Source organism: Streptococcus mitis, assembly GCF_008763935.1.
GTDB lineage: Bacteria > Bacillota > Bacilli > Lactobacillales > Streptococcaceae > Streptococcus > Streptococcus mitis_DB.
In genome coordinates this window covers 193618-210871 of the sequence record NZ_VTQF01000002.1, presented here as the reverse complement: position 1 = coordinate 210871, position 17254 = coordinate 193618, and the positions used below count along the sequence as shown (strand labels likewise).

Sequence of the window (17254 nt, the reverse complement as noted above, 5' to 3'; positions counted from 1 at the left end):
AGAAACTTTCTACTAGATAAAACAAAGAGAGCCTATCGCTCTCTCTGCTCACATTTGGCTCTCTATGGAATGAAAATTATTTAGCTGCTTTTGAAAATGTTACAACGTAGTTATAATCTTTCCCATTAGCTTGATATACATAGTCTTCTTTAAAAGTATAGCCGCGTTTGCTCAACTCTTCTTTCTTAGCATCAACTTGGCTCTTAACCGCTTCTTTCACCTGTTCATTTGTTGAACCTTCCGTGACTTCAAGAGGAGTTCCATTGATATCTCCTAGGAAACCTGCAATATCTTTCATTTGATCAAAGTTATAAAAAACATTGACTTTGACCTTTTGAGGAGCTGGCTTTTCTAGACTTCTACGATTTCTGCTAGCGCGTGGTTGAACTGCTGGAGCCATTCTGAAACCTGAAGTTCCTGTAGCCTCCTTAGTGAATGTAACGACATAGTTATAATTTTTCACAGTAGTATCTTGTTCAAAAATAATGTCATTTTTCACATGATACCCTCTAGCAGCTAGGTCTTTTATCTTGGCTTGAATTTTTTCTTTTACTAATTCTTTTGCCTGTGCTTCATTCGTTCCAGCAGGAATTGTGACAGTATTATCTTCTCCCGGGTCAGATAGGAAGCCATGAATATCTGGCATTCCTGCGAAGTTATAGCTAATATTGACAGTTCCATCTGGTTCTGATGTTGAACGTGCCACTCTTCTTGCTCTTGCTTGAACTGATGGGGCATTTCTAAAACTTGAAGTCCCTTCTGAAGTTGAAGAAGGTTGTGCTGGAGTTGTTGCTGTAGCTTCACCTGATCCATGACCTATTGCTGTACTTCCATCATTAATAGTAGTACCCTCATTACGACCATTTGTTAAATTATCTTTATTATAATTTGGTGCTGGTAATTCTTCACCTGGAACATTAATCTCATCAATCTTAGTTTGATATTCATCCGTAGCGTCTACTGCTGCATCGTGATCTTTAGCATTATTTATCGCTTCTAATCCTGCTTCTTTTAAATCTTTTAATTGAGCTTCTAACTTAGCTTTTTCTGCTTCATCTTTAACTTTTTCAATTTCACTAAGTTTTGAAGCCGCAATTTTTTCAATAACATCTTTTCCATCTTTTTTTGCTCCCTCAAGTTTTTCATCTTTAGGTGCTACTTCTTCAGACGGAGTTTCTTCTTTGGGTGTTGCAACTGGCTCTTCCGCTTTCGGTGATGGAGCTGATGGTTCCTCAGCTTTCGGTGTTGGAGCCACTGGCTCGTCCGCTTTTGGTGCTGGTGTCGTTGGTTCTTCTGCTTTCGGTGCTGGGGCTGCTGGTTCTTCCGCTTTCGGTGCTGGTGTTGCAGGTTCTTCCACTTTCGGTGCTGGTGTCGTTGGTTCCTCGGCTTTCGGTGCTGGCGCCGTTGGTTCTTCCACTTTTGGCGTTGTAGCCGCTGGTTCCTCCGCTTTTGGTGCTGGCGCTGCTGGTTCTTCCGCTTTCGGTGCTGGTGCCGCTGGCTCTTCTACTTTTGGCGCTAGAGCTGCTGGTTCCTCGGCTTTTAGTGCTGGCGCTGCTGGTTCTTCCGCTTTCGGTGCCGGTGTCGTTGGCTCCTCTACTTTTGGCACTGGAGTCGTTGGTTCTTCTGCTTTCGGTTCTGGAGTTGCTGGCGCTTCCGCTTTTGGTGCCGAAGTCGATGGTTCGTCTGCTTTTGGCGCTGGTGTTGCAGGTTCTTCCACTTTCGGTGCTGATGCCGCTGTCTCATCTGCTTTTGGCGCTGGAGACACTGGTTCGTCTGCTTTTGGCGTTGTTGCCACTGGCTCATCTGCTTTTGGTGCGGGTGTCGATGGTTCTTCTACTTTTGGTGCAGGTGTCGTTGGCTCATCTGCTTTTGGTGCTGATGGCACTGGCTCATCTGCTTTTGGTGCGGGTGTCGATGGTGCCTCTGCTTTCGGTACTGGAGTCGATGGTTCGTCTGCTTTTGGCATTGGAGTCGATGGCGCTTCTACTTTCGGTGCCGGAGTTGCTGGTACCTCTGCTTTTGGCGCTGGCGCTTCAGAACTTGGATTTGAAGCTACAGGTTGATTTGTAGTCCCTATATTTGAAGGGGCCTTGTCTGCTGCTGGACTTGATTCAGTTGAGTTTCCTGACCCATTTGTAGTATATGCAGATGGAGCATTTAAAGTTTCTGACCTTGTTTCTGCTTTTGACGCTACTGGAGCTTCTGTTTCTTCCTTAACTTCTGGGCTTGTCTCTGCCGGTGCTTCTGAGGCAAGTTCTTCACCCGATTCTTCCGCTCTTTCCACTACTGGAGCTGATACAGGCTGATAGACTGTGCTATAGTTCACAGCCATTTTTTCAACTTTCTCAGTGACATCTGTTAATTCAAAAGTAACAGCTTTTGTCTCTTGATCTTTCTTGAGCAAGACTTCGTAAGTGCGAACTTCGCCACTTGCACCACTTTCCTTGATGACAATCTTGTGTTTTGTAACTGTATCTGAAATCGTTTCAGCTTCAGTAAAGTACAATTCATTGTGCGGTAAGAATAAATTCTTGCCTGAAGTTTGATTCATTTCTTGGAGTACATCTACAGGGATATTACTTGCTTCGCTGATAACACTTAATGTGTCCCCCCACTTAATAACATACTTAAATAAATCACCTTCTTTTTGAATATCAGCCTTTACTTCTGCAACTGTTCTGGCTACCCAGATACCATCTTGTTCACTGGCTGACACAGTTGGAGCTAAAAAGGCCAGCCCCAATAAAATCACACCTGTCGCAACAATTGCACCAGTTCTTAATTTTCTAAAGCCACGTAGGGATAATGTTCCTCTAACATTTGTTTGTCTCATAATGTTTATTTTTCCTCACTAATCTATATTTTCCAAAGTAGACCCTTCCTAGGTCTACTAGTCTATGTTTACAATATGGATAGGCTTCTACAGATTTATCTATCTATTTTCAAGATAAGGTTTCTATATATTTTTATGCACAATCCCATATATAAGTTGTGAAATCCCTTTCTAATAAATTCAATAGCTTTAGTATATCATATTCAAGTACTAAAGTACAAAGAAAGCAACTGAAAGCAATGATTTTCACCACTGCTTTCGGCTCTATTTTGAATTGTTAAATAGCCATTCTCTATCCACCATTCTTGAATAGAAAAATAAGATGTAGTCACTATTTTAGACTAATTTTTTCAAACTTATTCACTATCCAGCAAGAGCTCTTTTGGTTGTTTTCTTAGGAGATTGCTTGAAGCCAGCGCCATAACGAGAACGACTAGAACTAAAGCAAGAACAAAAACGATGATAAAGTCCGATGTCTGAATGGAAATATCTAGGCTCGACAAGGTCTTGCTAAAGCCATCTACTTCTGCACCACCACCAAGATTAGAGGCTTGAGCAGCCTTGCTGGCTTGCTTGGCAACACCTGAAGTCACATTGGCAAGAACAGTGTTTCCGATTGCACGAGCTGTGTAGCTGGCTAGGAAGTAGGCAGAAACAAGAGCAGGAATGGCAATCAAGATAGATTCAGTGATGAATTGCCCCAAGATACTTGCCTGCTTAAGACCGATAGAGAGGAGGATGCCCACTTCCTTGCGACGGGCATTGATCCAAAGACTAAGCAAGAGGGCAAGGAGAAGAACTGAGAAACTCAAGCTGCCCCAGAAGAGGAGGTTGGCCATCTTGTACATACCAGAAATGGATTGCTCAAGAGCTGGGTAGTTAGAGGAGCTCTTAACGAGTGTATAGCTCTTCCAGTTGATACCACTGATGCCATTCAACTCTTTCATAACATCATCCAAGTTTTTATCCGCTGTTACAAAGAAGGTTGCGTCCCCATAAATAGCTGTGTCTTCTGTGTATCCATAAAGTTTAGCAGCCGTATGGATGTCTGTGATGGCTGTGTTTTCATAGAGTTCTTGTGAGTAGGTTACTGCCGACTTATTGTGACCATCAAAGAGTCCCTTGATTGTCACTTCAACTGTTTCCTTGGCACCTTTTTCATTGTCTGCATCGTAGATATTGGAGTCTAGTTTGACCTTATCCCCGACTTTCCAGCCGTGTTTGGCTGCCAAGTCCTTATGCATGAGAATCTTGTCTTTGTCGTCGTTGGTTAGGTGTTCACCTTCGACCAGCTTATAAGAGCCAGAGACAAACTTGTCTTCTTTAGAGGAGTCATTGACACCAGTGATCATCAAGCTGCTTCCAAAATGTTTAGCACGATCAGGTGTTAGATTTTTCTTGGTATCTGGCGTTTCGATGAGTTCATATCCAGTCAAATCTCCGATAGCGTTGATGCGTTTCACATAAGACTCGATGGCCTTGTTTTCGGTGATTTTTTTGATATCTTCCCCCTTAATATTCCCAGCACCACGAGGTGTTCCTTGATTGACGCGACGATTGATTTGCATGGAGAAGCTATTGGTGATATTTTTAAAGGTCTCCTGAGAAGCCTTGGCAGTAGCTCCCTTGATCGACAAGCCGACCAAACTTAAGCTCGCCATGAGGAGAATAATCAGGAAGATGACAATCGATTTGAAAAACTTCCTTGTAACATAGGCAAATGCATTGTGTAACATAGGTTCCCTTTCTAGATTTTGTTCTTTCTTATAGTTCTAACAGAAAAGCTCAAATTATTTACTAGTATTGCGAGTTTCAGTCAGTTTCTTGTCCTTCAACTCAAGTGTAATATCTGACGCTTGTGCCACTTCTTTGCTGTGAGTTACGACGATGACACATTTACCTGTTTTCTGGGCAAGTGATTTGAGCAGTTCGACAATATCTCCAGCAGTTTTAGGGTCCAGATTTCCCGTTGGCTCATCCGCTAGAATAACTGGAGCTTCTGATACCAAACTACGAGCAATAGCAACACGTTGTTGTTGACCACCTGATAACTGGAGAACATTCCGCTTGATCTGACTTTCATCCAAACCAAGCTCAAGCAGTGTATCCTTGCTTGCCTTTTTGTTGACCAAGCGGATATTTTCCAGTGGAGAAAGATAATCTATCAAGTTATAATTTTGAAAGACCAGGGAAATATGGTGCATACGATGGTAGGAATAGCCCTTCTTACGAATATCCTCTCCTTGGAAAAGGATAGAACCTTCAACAGGACTATCTAGACCAGCCAGTAGGGACAAGAGAGTGGATTTTCCTGCTCCTGACTCCCCAATAATACTGTAAAATTTCCCGGGTTCAAAATTATAATTGATCTGATATAGGACTGCTTCAGCAGTGTTCTCATAACGGTAGGTAACATCTTGTAATTGTAATAAAGTCATGATTTCTCCTTCTTAACTAATAGATGATAAAATTTCTTTCGGTGATTTTCTAAATAAGAATAGGAAACAAAGAGCTACAGATAAGCAACTAAGCAGAACTAGAAAAACATAGGATTCTGCAAAAGATAAGATGCTGGTTGATAAACTGCTTGTTTTGGCTAGTGTATCTTGTAAGCTTGCCTGATCTCCACTTGCTAGTAGGGTTTGGAGCAGATAGGATGTAATGGCATTTCCAGCGATAAAGGATGGAAGCAAGGCACCGAGAGATACCAAAACTACCTCTAAACAGAATTGTAGGAAAATCGAGCTCTTGCCTTTTCCAAGTGCAAGTAAAATTCCCACTTCGTAGACCCTTTCTCTCAACCAGAGAGATAAGACCAAAATTAAGGCTCCAGCTCCAGCTATCAACATCCCATAAAGGAAGATTGTCAGAAAGGTTTGGAAAGTAGCCACTGAGTCTTTGATTTGTTCAAAGGCCTTGTTTTCCTTCTCAACTTGGTAGCCTTGATTTTCCAAGGCCAAGTTTTCTACCTGCTTCATGAGTCCGTCCATTTCCTTAGGATTTTCTACATAGAAGCGTGCTGCACTGACTTGAGCTTCACTATTTCCTAAAAGAGTTTGACTACTTTCATAGTCTGTAAAGACTTGGTTTTCACTGAAGTCAGAAGACAAACCTGTAAATTTCTCTTGTTTTTTACCAGAGAAGATTCCGACGATTTCAAACTCTACTGTTTGTCCTTTGCCAGCTTCTGACTGACCAGCTTCTAAGGTAATCTTGTCATGAAGCGAAAGACTATTCTTCTTAGCCAGCTCTTCGTGGATGATGATTTTCTTTGAATCCCCTTTTTGAAGGTGTCGCCCTTCTTTTAGATTGAAAGCCGAGCTGGTAAAGGTAACATCCTTAGATGAATCTTCAAGAGCCGTTAAGCTAACCAAATTCTTATCCGCAGCGGACAAATCATCACGTTCCACGCTCTGCTCGCCACTCACTGCTTCCTTGTCTTTTAGTTTTGCGACCGTCTCGAGTTCAGGAGAAACATTTTCTAGCCCCTTAATCTTGCTTACAGATGCTAGGTCTGACAACTTGAAGGTCTGACCATTTTCTATCTTCTTAATAGAAAAAGATGTGTTGAGTGATTTATAAAGATTGGTTTCAACTGTTTTGTTGGACTTCATCAGAGTCAAACAGGCCGAAATTCCAGCCAATAGGACCAATAAAATCAGAAATAAAATAAAACTTCTCAGTCGTTTTCTGCTGACATAAGCCCAAGCTCTTTGGATTGGATTCATTCGTCACCTCCATATTTGTAAGACTATTATAAAATCCAAATATGAAATGTTTATGAAATACAAAAAAAGAGCAAAAATTTTTTGCTCTACTTAAATTAGATAAAAAAAGAGCTAGCCTAAGCTAACTCTTATCCTATGCGGAGAGAGGGACTTGAACCCTCACGACCTAAAGCGGTCACAGGATCCTTAGTCCTGCGCGTCTGCCAATTCCGCCATCCCCGCGTCGATTACTTTACTAGTATATCAACTTTTAGGATGCTTGTCAACACTTTTTTTCAATTTTTTTCATTTCATCAACCAAATTACTCAGAAAGTTCATTTAGATTTTCATCTACTAACTTAGCTCCGAGTGTATTTTTGAAATGACCTAGGGCAAATTGATGATTTTCAGGCCAGATGGAAGCAACAGCTGGTTTAACAATCTCGATATCATATCCTAGATTGTAGGCATCTATAGCTGTATGCAGGACACAGATATCCGTCAAGACACCTGTTAAGATAACGGTAGACACTCTCCGCTCTCTCAAACGGATATCCAGGTCAGTCCCTGAAAAAGCTGAGTAATGGCGTTTATCCATCCAAAAGACACGACTGTCTGAACCATGCTCTTGATAAAATGTCCCCAAATCTCCGTATAAATTCCGTCCACTAGTCCCAATCAAATTGTGAGGAGGAAACAGCTTGCTTTCTGGATGAAAACAATCGTTTTCTTCATGAGCATCAATGGTAAAGAAGATGTAGTCTCCTCGTTCAAAAGCTAATCGAGTCACTTTGCTAATGGCTTCTGAAATTGCCTGAGCTGGAGCCCCTGCTGTCAACTTCCCACTATCAGCAACAAAATCTTCTGTATAGTCAATCGAAATTAAAGCCTTAGTCATTAGTAATCTCTTTTCTTCACTTCTTCAAAAATATCTGAAATCAAGACCTTAAGATAGGTTCCCTTCATTCCAAGTGAACGACTTTCAATAATCCCTGCAGACTCAAGTTTACGAAGGGCATTAACAATCACAGAGCGAGTGATTCCGATACGATCTGCAATCACTGACGCAGTCAACTGCCCTTCATTTCCATTTAATTCCCCTAAAATAGCTGAAACAGCACGGAGTTCAGAGTAAGAAAGGGTATTAACCGCCATGGTAACAGCAGTACGGCGGCGAATATTTTTCTCATCTTCTTCACGTTGGAAATTAAGGAGTTGAATCCCAACAACGGTACTCGCAATCTCAACAAGAATCAAGTCCTCGTCTTCGAATTTTTTATCATTGCGCCAAATAATCAAAGAACCAAGTCGAATCCCTGATACATGAATCGGTGCAATAGTCGTCAAACCATCTGGAAAGTCGGTACGACTTTCCACAGGAAAAATACTTAAATCATGATCAACTGTCAGATTGGCTTCTGTATCGTAAATCATGTTCGCACCTTGAATGTAGTCATCCGGGAAAATTTTAGTTTGGAAGAATTGCTCTACACGATCTGTATTGGTTTTGTAACGCATAAAATAGCCAAGGAGACGTCCCTTGCTATTGACGATACAGGCGTTACAGTCAATAATATCTGCCAATTGACGGGTAATCGCATTGTAGGGAAGTTCTTCCTGCAACTGCTCCTCTGAGCGCTTCAGGATAGAAGTAATTTTTCTAGTTTTTTCTAATAAATGTGCCATTTTTCACCTCGAATTTAATCGCTATCATTATAACATAAACAGCTTGAATTTTCAATTATTATCTGAAAATTGCTTATTTAATTGCAATTTGAAAAAACAAGAATATTTTTAATTAAATTGCTTCTTTTCTATTGACAAGCCCCCTATTTTTGTGTATTATAATATTACAAGAAGATAATATATCTATTTTATTTATCTTTCTTTTTCCATTCGGTCTCCTTATATAAAAAAGCGATTCATTTTGAACCGCTTTTTATTATTTATCGCCCTTGTTACGAATCACAAAGCCTGTTTTCTTTTCGCTTGAAGTATTGCGTGGTTTTTTATTATCCTTACGGTAACGTTTTTCCTTATCAAAACGATCGTTGCCACGACTTCCTTTTTTGAAATCATCACGGCGACCACCACGACGGTTGTCTCCTCGGCGATTATCACGACGGTCATCTCCACGACGACCTCCCTTAGCGTTACCACCGAAGCCATTACCTGATGGTTTAAATGGCAGTGGTTTTTCACGTGCAATCTCCACTTCAGGAAGACTATCTGGGTCTTGAACAGTCAGACTCAAGATATACATTGCCAATTCTTCTGGAGTAAATTCGGCAGCTAGCTTACGAGCATCCTTACCAAATTTCTCAAAGTTGCCACGGATAGTTTCATCTGCAAAATCACGTTCGATTTTCTTGAGAGCTACCTGTTTTTTTGCTTGGAAGGCTTCTTCTGCACTTGCAGGTTTGAGACCTTTCATACGTTTCTTAGTCAAGTTTTCAATGATTTGGAGGTAGCCCATTTCATTTGGTGAAACGAAAGTAATAGACTGACCTGACTTACCAGCACGACCTGTACGACCGATACGGTGAACATAACTTTCAGGATCTTGTGGAATATCGTAGTTATAGACATGGGTCACACCTGAAATATCCAAGCCACGCGCTGCAACGTCTGTCGCAACCAAAACATCAAGATTGCCATTTTTAAAGTCACGAAGGACACGAAGACGTTTGTTTTGGTCTAGGTCTCCATGAATTCCTTCAGCACGGAAGCCACGGATTTTAAGACCACGAGTCAATTCATCTACACGGCGTTTGGTACGACCAAATACGATAGCAAGCTCAGGCTGTTCCACATCCATGAGACGAGTCATGGTATCAAATTTTTCTTGTTCTTTGACTCGGATATAGTATTGGTCAACCAATTCTGTTGTCAATTCCTTAGCAGCAATCTTGACATGCTCAGGTTCTTTCATAAACTGAACACCGATACGTTTGATAGCATCTGGCATAGTTGCTGAGAAAAGCAAAGTTTGACGGTTTTCAGGGACACGAGAAATGATAGCTTCGATATCTTCAAGGAAGCCCATGTTGAGCATTTCATCCGCTTCGTCAAGGATAAGAGTTTCAATATCTTGTAATTTCAAGGCCTTACGTTTAATCAAGTCCAAGAGGCGACCTGGAGTTCCCACCACGATATGGGCACCAGATTTAAGAGCCTTAATTTGCTTTTCAATGCTTGATCCGCCATATACTGAACGGACTTTGACTCCCTTACTACGACCAAAGCGGAAGAGTTCTTCTTGACTTTGGACAGCTAGTTCACGTGTTGGAGCGATGACCAAGGCTTGGATGGTCGCTTCTTCTGTACGGATTTTTTCAAGGGTAGGCAAACCAAAGGCTGCAGTTTTTCCTGTACCAGTCTGAGCTTGACCGATAACATCCTTGCCTTCAAGGGCCAAGGGAATAGTTTGTTCTTGGATCGGACTGGCTTCTACAAAACCAGCTTTTTCAATCTCTGCTAGCAAATCAGCAGACAAGTTTAATTCATTAAATTTCACGTTATTCTTCTTTCTAAAGGTGGTGCGAAGCCACCCTATAGGGCTTAGTTTATACTTTTCTTTTTATGACGTATTTTCATATACTGGATACAAAATCGTGTTGCTTCTTTTCCACAAAAGAAAAGTACTGTTTTCTTTGCAACCTATCTAGTATAACACAAGAGAGAAGCAAAAGATAGCCTAATCCGTCGATAAAATCATGTAAACGATTTTTCTGAGAAAATAAAGTTAAACTTTCCACTATTTCATAAACTTTTTTAAAGCGTAGCAGAATTGTGCAAAAGTTTTTTTCTTGTGCTAGAATGAAATTCGAATAGGAGGAACTCTAAATGTTAACTTATGATTTAATCGTTATCGGATTTGGTAAAGCTGGTAAAACACTAGCTGGTAAATTGGCTTCAGCTGGCAAAAAAGTTGCCCTCGTTGAACGTAGCAAAGCTATGTACGGTGGAACTTGTATCAACATCGGATGTATCCCAACTAAAACTTTGCTAGTTGCTGCTGAAAAAGACTTGTCTTTTGAAGAAGTGATTGCTACCAAAAACACTATCACTGGTCGCCTCAACGGTAAAAACTATGCGACTGTTGCTGGTACAGGCGTAGATATCTATGATGCGGAAGCTCACTTCCTTTCAAATAAAGTCATCGAAATCCAAGCTGGTGATGAAAAGAAAGAACTGACTGCTGAAACAATCGTCATCAACACTGGTGCTGTTTCAAACGTATTGCCAATCCCTGGACTTGCTACAAGCAAAAACGTCTTTGACTCAACAGGTATCCAAAACTTGGACAAATTGCCTGAAAACCTTGGAGTCCTTGGTGGTGGAAATATCGGTCTTGAATTTGCTGGTTTATACAACAAACTTGGAAGCAAGGTCACAGTCCTAGATGCCTTGGATACTTTCCTTCCTCGTGCAGAACCTTCCATCGCAGCTCTTGCTAAACAATACATGGAAGAAGACGGTATTGAGTTGCTTCAAAACATCCGTACTACTGAAATCAAAAACGACGGTGACCAAGTGCTTGTTGTAACTGAAAATGAAACTTACCGTTTCGACGCCCTTCTCTACGCAACTGGACGCAAACCAAATATAGAACCACTTCAACTTGAAAATACAGATATTGAACTAACTGAACGTGGCGCTATTAAAGTGGACAAACATTGTCAAACAAACGTTCCTGGTGTCTTTGCAGTTGGAGATGTCAACGGTGGCCTTCAATTTACTTACATTTCACTTGATGACTTCCGTGTTGTTTACAGCTACCTTGCTGGAGATGGCAGCTACACACTTGAAGACCGTCTCAATGTACCAAACACCATGTTTATCACACCTGCACTTTCACAAGTTGGTTTAACTGAAAGCCAAGCAGCTGATTTGAAACTTCCATACGCTGTTAAGGAAATTCCTGTTGCAGCCATGCCTCGTGGTCACGTAAACGGAGACCTTCGCGGAGCTTTCAAAGCTGTTGTTAATACTGAAACAAAAGAAATTCTTGGAGCAAGCATCTTCTCAGAAGGTTCTCAAGAAATCATCAACATCATCACTGTTGCTATGGACAACAAAATTCCTTACACTTACTTCACAAAACAAATCTTCACTCACCCAACCTTGGCTGAGAACTTGAATGACTTGTTTGCGATTTAAGTTGAGATTTAATCGTATCGAACAGCCCTCCTTGGGCTGTTTTTACTTCTGCGGAATCTCAAATCTGTCTTTTCCCTCTTTTATGATATAATAGAAACATGAAATTAAAAACTACTTTGGGCCTTCTTGCTGGGCGTTCTTCCCACTTCATTTTAAGCCGTCTTGGCCGTGGAAGTACGCTTCCAGGAAAACTTGCCCTTCAATTTGATAAAGATATTTTACAAAACCTAGCTAAGAACTACGAGATTGTCGTGGTCACTGGAACCAACGGAAAAACCCTGACAACTGCCCTCACTGTCGGCATTTTAAAAGAGGTTTATGGTCAAGTTTTGACCAACCCAAGCGGTGCCAACATGATTACAGGAATTGCGACGACCTTCTTGACTGCCAAATCTTCTAAAACCGGAAAAAACATTGCCGTCCTAGAAATTGACGAAGCCAGTCTATCTCGTATCTGTGACTATATCCAGCCAAGCCTTTTTGTCATCACGAATATCTTCCGTGACCAGATGGACCGCTATGGTGAGATTTACACAACTTACAAGATGATTTTGGACGCTATTCGTAAGGTGCCTACTGCCACTGTTCTCCTTAATGGAGACAGTCCACTTTTTTACAAGCCAGCTATTCCAAATCCTGTAGAGTATTTTGGTTTTGACTTGGAGAAAGGCCCAGCCCAGCTGGCTCACTATAATACAGAAGGAATTCTCTGTCCTGACTGCCAAGGCATCCTCAAATATGAGCACAATACCTATGCAAACTTGGGTGCCTATATCTGTGAAGGTTGTGGATGTAAACGTCCTGATCTCGACTATCGCTTGACAGAATTGGTTGAGTTGACCAACAATCGCTCTCGCTTTGTCATTGACGGACAAGAATACGGTATTCAAATCGGTGGTCTCTACAATATCTACAACGCCCTAGCAGCGGTTGCTATCGCCCGTTTCCTTGGTGCAGATTCACAACTCATCAAGCAGGGATTTGATAAGAGCCGTGCTGTCTTTGGACGCCAAGAATCCTTCCATATCGGTGACAAGGAATGTACCCTCGTCTTGATTAAAAATCCAGTCGGTGCGACCCAAGCTATCGAAATGATTAAACTAGCACCTTATCCATTTAGCCTATCTGTTCTCCTAAATGCCAACTATGCAGATGGAATTGATACCAGCTGGATCTGGGATGCTGATTTTGAACAAATCACTGACATGGACATTCCCGAAATCAACGCTGGCGGTGTTCGTCATTCTGAAATCGCTCGTCGTCTACGAGTAACAGGCTATCCAGCTGAGAAAATCACTGAAACAAGTAGTCTGGAGCAAGTTCTCAAGACCATTGAGAACCAAGACTGCAAGCATGCTTATATTCTGGCTACCTATACTGCTATGCTTGAATTCCGCGAACTGCTGGCTAGTCGTCAGATTGTTAGAAAGGAGATGAACTAATGGTTTATACTTCACTTTCCTCAAAAGCTGGCAATTACCCCTATCAGCTCAACATTGCCCACCTCTACGGAAATCTCATGAATACCTACGGGGACAATGGAAACATCCTCATGCTCAAGTATGTGGCTGAAAAACTGGGAGCCCATGTGACGGTTGACATCGTTTCTCTCCATGATAACTTTGATGAAAATCACTACGACATTGCCTTTTTCGGTGGTGGTCAAGACTTTGAACAGAGTATCATTGCAGACGACCTACCTGCTAAAAAAGAGAGCATTGACAACTACATCCAAAACGACGGTGTGGTCCTCGCTATCTGCGGTGGTTTCCAACTATTGGGGCAATATTATATTGAAGCTTCAGGGAGACGCATCGAAGGACTAGGGGTCATGGGCCACTACACCCTCAATCAGACCAATAACCGTTTTATCGGGGACATCAAGATTCACAATGAAGATTTCGATGAAACCTACTATGGTTTTGAAAATCATCAGGGCCGTACCTTCCTCTCAGATGATCAAAAACCGCTGGGACAGGTTGTCTATGGAAATGGAAATAACGAAGAAAAAGTCGGCGAAGGTGTTCATTATAAGAATGTCTTTGGTTCCTACTTCCATGGGCCTATCCTCTCTCGTAATGCCAATCTAGCTTATCGCCTAGTCACTACTGCCCTCAAGAAGAAATATGGTCAGGACATTCAACTCCCTGCTTATAAGGACATTCTCAGCCAAGAAATCGCTGAAGAATACAGTGATGTCAAAAGCAAGGCTGACTTTTCTTAAACAAAGGAAAATGATATCAAAGAACTCCGTTATCTTGTCGGAGTTCTTTTTGTCTGTTCTTTTACCCTTCTCCCTTGCATTTTCTCTCATTTTTTGCCAAAATAGAGGGGTAGAAAGAAGGTAGCATATGTCTAAATTACAACAAATCGTAACATATCTTGAATCAGAAAAACTAGACGTCGCTGTCGTATCTGACCCCGTCACAATCAATTACCTCACTGGCTTTTACAGTGATCCCCATGAACGCCAAATGTTCCTTTTTGTCCTAGCGGATCAGGAACCCCTCCTTTTTGTCCCAGCCCTTGAAGTGGAGCGTGCGAGCAGCACTGTTTCCTTCCCAGTTGTGGGCTATGTGGACTCTGAAAATCCATGGCAAAAAATGAAACATGCTCTTCCACAACTTGACTTCAAACGTGTCGCTGTTGAGTTTGACAATCTCATCTTGACCAAATATCATGGCTTGAAAACAGTTTTTGAAACTGCTGAGTTTAACAACCTCACTCCTCGTATCCAACGCATGCGCCTCATCAAATCAGCTGACGAAGTGCAAAAAATGATGATTGCAGGTCTCTATGCTGACAAGGCAGTTAAGGTTGGTTTTGACAATATTTCTCTTGATAAGACTGAGACAGATATCATCGCTCAAATTGACTTTGCTATGAAACGTGAAGGCTATGAAATGAGCTTTGACACCATGGTCTTGACAGGTGATAATGCTGCAAATCCACACGGCATTCCAGCAGCAAATAAGGTTGAAAATAATGCTCTTCTCCTCTTTGACCTTGGTGTTCTAGTCAACGGCTATGCGTCAGATATGACTCGTACGGTCGCTGTCGGCAAACCAGACCAATTCAAGAAAGATATTTACAACTTAACTCTTGAAGCCCAACAAGCTGCTCTTGACTTTATCAAGCCAGGTGTGACTGCTCATGAAGTGGACCGCGCGGCCCGTGAGGTCATTGAAAAAGCTGGTTACGGCGAGTACTTCAACCACCGTCTTGGTCACGGTATCGGTATGGATGTCCACGAATTCCCATCTATCATGGAAGGAAACGACATGGTCATCGAAGAAGGCATGTGCTTCTCTGTTGAACCAGGTATCTATATCCCTGGTAAAGTCGGTGTCCGTATTGAAGACTGCGGTGTTGTTACCAAGGATGGCTTTGACCTCTTTACAAGCACCAGCAAAGACTTGCTTTATTTTGATTAATATTCTTCGAAAATCTCCCCACAATAAAACGCATAGTATCAAGGTTTTCAACACCTGATACTATGCGTTTTTCTTATTTGAAAGACTTGTGACTCAGCCTCTTTACTTAATCTTCTTGATACTTTGACTAAGAATAAATCCTACAATCATCCCTACAATATTTTGCATGAAATTTGGTAAAATTTCTGGTAGGGCTGCTGCCCAGCCATTCATCAATGTAGAACCCAAGGCGTAACCCCCTACCATGGCAATCGTTGCTAAGATAAGGCCTAACCACTGAGTTTTTCCTTTAAATCCTGCGAAAAATCCCTGCAAACCATGATTGACCAAGCTAAAGAGCATCCACTGAGGATAGCCTGATAAGAGGTCAATCAAGAAACCTGCTAATCCTCCGACTACAGCCCCTTCACGACTACCAAAGTAGAAGGCCGTAAAGAAAACACCCGCATCTAAGAGAGTTAGAATGCCTGTCGGTGTTGGAATTTTTAAGAAATAACCTAGAACCACAGAGAGGGCGGTTAATAGGGATACAAGGGCGATTTTAGTTGTTTTGGTTTGCTTCATATTGTCTTACTCCATACTGATCTGCTTGTGCAATAGCACGATAAACGAAAGACTTAGAGCTTTCTACTGCTGGTAAAAGTTCATCACCTTTGACTAGGTGACTGGCAATGCTAGAGGCAAAGGTACAACCTGCACCAGCATTTTGGCCTTGGATGACAGGATTTTCTAGGACTGTAAAGTTTTGTCCATCATAAAAGACATCTACAGCCTTGTCCTGACTAAGGCGATTGCCTCCCTTGATAATGACTGCTGGCGCTCCTAAGTCATGCAATTTCTGTGCTGCAGTTTTCATATCTTCAAGGGTTTTAATCTCTTGATCTGCTAGTAATTCTGCTTCAGGAAGATTAGGTGTAATCAAACTGACATAAGGGAAAAAGCGAATCAACTCTTGGCAGAGTTCACTAACTGCTACGTCGTGCGTTTCCTTGCAGACCAAGACAGGATCCAGAACCACAGGCACTCCTGGGCGTTGCTTGATAAAGTCCAATGCCTTCTCAGCTACACTGACAGTAGGAAGAAGACCAATCTTAATTCCCCCAAACTCCACATCACGCAAGCTATCCAATTCATGTTGAAAAATGGTATCATCAGTTGGAAAGACCTCAAATCCTTTTTCTGTCAAGGCTGTCAAGCAAGTTACTGCTACAAAGCCATGCAAGCCGTTCAAGGTATAGGTAGCCAAATCAGCTGACAAACCACCACCACTAAAAATATCATTTCCTGAAAGTGCTAAAATACGATTATTCTTCATAACGAATCTCCTTTAAATACAAACCATTTGGTGCTGCAGTGGGACCTGCAAGTTGCCTGTCCTTTTTCTCCAAGATCAGGTCAATCTGCTCTACTGGCATTCGATTATTTCCGATTTTGAGCAGTGTCCCCACCATATTACGAATCTGCTTATACAAGAAACCATTTCCTGAAAAGGTAAAAGTCAAAAATTGTCCTGTCTCATCAACCCTAAGACTAGCTTCGGTAATAGTGCGAACCTTGTCTTCCACACTAGTCCCAGAGGCTGTAAAGCCGGTAAAATCATGGGTTCCCTCTAGCTTTTTGATTGCAATCTGCATCCGTTCCACATCGAGCGGATAAGGAAAGTGAGTGGCATAGTGACGGCTCATAGGATTCTTGGGACGACCCCTATCCACGATAAACTCATAGGTCTTGCTATGCTTGGCATAACGGCAATGAAAATCATCCGCCACAAGCTCAATTGAAATCACATCAATATCTTCAGGAGACTGGGTGTCCAAAGCAAAGCGAAGTTTCTCCTCATCCATCTGATAGGGCAGGTCAAAATGAATCACCTGTCCCAAAGCATGAACCCCACTATCTGTCCTACCAGCACCGTGAACAGTAATGGCTTGCCCTTTATTTAACCTGGTCAAGGTTTTTTCAATTTCTTCCTGAACGCTACGCGCATGGGGCTGGCGCTGAAAACCAGAAAAGGCATAACCATCATAGGAAATAGTTGCTTTATATCTCGTCATAACCTCTATTTTATCAAGAAATTAGTCTGTAAACAAGGACCTAAAATAAATACTGTCTGGGT

General features: G+C 41.8%; 14 protein-coding genes and 1 tRNA gene. 4 read left to right on the top strand and 11 right to left on the bottom strand.

From position 1 onward, the window contains the following. Positions 1-76 precede the first annotated feature (76 nt). From F9B91_RS03775 to F9B91_RS03735, 8 genes are all read right to left on the bottom strand, one after another. Positions 77-2833, bottom strand: coding sequence for a hypothetical protein (locus F9B91_RS03775; RefSeq protein WP_150922550.1), 2757 nt, complete (start codon positions 2831-2833; stop codon positions 77-79). A gap of 356 nt (positions 2834-3189) precedes the next feature. Further along, positions 3190-4569: an ABC transporter permease subunit Vex3 gene (gene vex3 / locus F9B91_RS03770; protein ID WP_150922549.1), complete on the bottom strand. Its 1380-nt coding sequence runs from the start codon at positions 4567-4569 to the stop codon at positions 3190-3192. A gap of 54 nt (positions 4570-4623) precedes the next feature. After that, positions 4624-5271 (bottom strand): ABC transporter ATP-binding subunit Vex2, encoded by a 648-nt coding sequence (gene vex2 / locus F9B91_RS03765; RefSeq protein WP_150922548.1) that lies wholly within the window; start codon positions 5269-5271, stop codon positions 4624-4626. A gap of 12 nt (positions 5272-5283) precedes the next feature. Further along, positions 5284-6561 carry an ABC transporter permease gene (locus F9B91_RS03760; protein ID WP_150922547.1) on the bottom strand — a complete coding sequence of 426 codons (1278 nt, stop codon included), beginning with the start codon at positions 6559-6561 and terminating at the stop codon, positions 5284-5286. Between the two features lie 136 nt (positions 6562-6697). Next, positions 6698-6783 (bottom strand) — tRNA-Leu (locus tag F9B91_RS03755). A gap of 80 nt (positions 6784-6863) precedes the next feature. Beyond that, positions 6864-7439 (bottom strand): cysteine hydrolase family protein, encoded by a 576-nt coding sequence (locus F9B91_RS03750; protein WP_150922546.1) that lies wholly within the window; start codon positions 7437-7439, stop codon positions 6864-6866. Continuing rightward, entirely contained in the window at positions 7439-8227 is a 789-nt protein-coding gene (gene codY, locus F9B91_RS03745; protein WP_150922545.1) for a GTP-sensing pleiotropic transcriptional regulator CodY, read from the bottom strand. The genes F9B91_RS03750 and codY overlap by 1 nt, the downstream gene beginning before the upstream one ends. Positions 8228-8483: 256 nt before the next feature. Continuing rightward, on the bottom strand, positions 8484-10058 hold the full coding sequence (locus tag F9B91_RS03735) for a DEAD/DEAH box helicase (protein WP_150922544.1): 1575 nt from the start codon (positions 10056-10058) through the stop codon (positions 8484-8486). 329 nt (positions 10059-10387) lie between these two features. On the opposite strand from F9B91_RS03735, the gene F9B91_RS03730 reads away from it, so the two are divergent. The 4 genes from F9B91_RS03730 (at position 10388) to F9B91_RS03715 (ending at position 15138) form a co-directional block, all read left to right on the top strand. Then, entirely contained in the window at positions 10388-11704 is a 1317-nt protein-coding gene (locus tag F9B91_RS03730) for an FAD-containing oxidoreductase (RefSeq protein WP_084924026.1), read from the top strand. A gap of 98 nt (positions 11705-11802) precedes the next feature. Further along, positions 11803-13146 (top strand): lipid II isoglutaminyl synthase subunit MurT, encoded by a 1344-nt coding sequence (murT, locus tag F9B91_RS03725; protein WP_060628611.1) that lies wholly within the window; start codon positions 11803-11805, stop codon positions 13144-13146. Next, a complete protein-coding gene (gene gatD / locus F9B91_RS03720) occupies positions 13146-13928 on the top strand; it encodes a lipid II isoglutaminyl synthase subunit GatD (RefSeq protein ID WP_150922543.1) in 783 nt (260 codons plus the stop codon). Before murT ends, gatD begins: the two co-directional genes overlap by 1 nt. A gap of 127 nt (positions 13929-14055) precedes the next feature. Beyond that, the gene (locus F9B91_RS03715; RefSeq protein ID WP_084888658.1) at positions 14056-15138 is read left to right on the top strand and encodes a M24 family metallopeptidase; all 1083 of its coding nucleotides are present in this window, start codon (positions 14056-14058) and stop codon (positions 15136-15138) included. Positions 15139-15240: 102 nt separating this feature from the next. Here the strand turns inward: F9B91_RS03715 and F9B91_RS03710 are convergent, their stop codons facing one another. Genes F9B91_RS03710 through truA form a run of 3 tightly spaced genes read right to left on the bottom strand, consistent with a single transcriptional unit; the run spans position 15241 to position 17192 of the window. Further along, a complete protein-coding gene (locus F9B91_RS03710) occupies positions 15241-15702 on the bottom strand; it encodes an ECF transporter S component (protein ID WP_150922542.1) in 462 nt (153 codons plus the stop codon). Continuing rightward, a complete protein-coding gene (locus F9B91_RS03705) occupies positions 15680-16453 on the bottom strand; it encodes a bifunctional hydroxymethylpyrimidine kinase/phosphomethylpyrimidine kinase (RefSeq protein WP_150922541.1) in 774 nt (257 codons plus the stop codon). Before F9B91_RS03705 ends, F9B91_RS03710 begins: the two co-directional genes overlap by 23 nt. Then, entirely contained in the window at positions 16443-17192 is a 750-nt protein-coding gene (gene truA, locus F9B91_RS03700; protein ID WP_150922540.1) for a tRNA pseudouridine(38-40) synthase TruA, read from the bottom strand. Before truA ends, F9B91_RS03705 begins: the two co-directional genes overlap by 11 nt. Between the last annotated feature and the right edge of the window lie 62 nt (positions 17193-17254).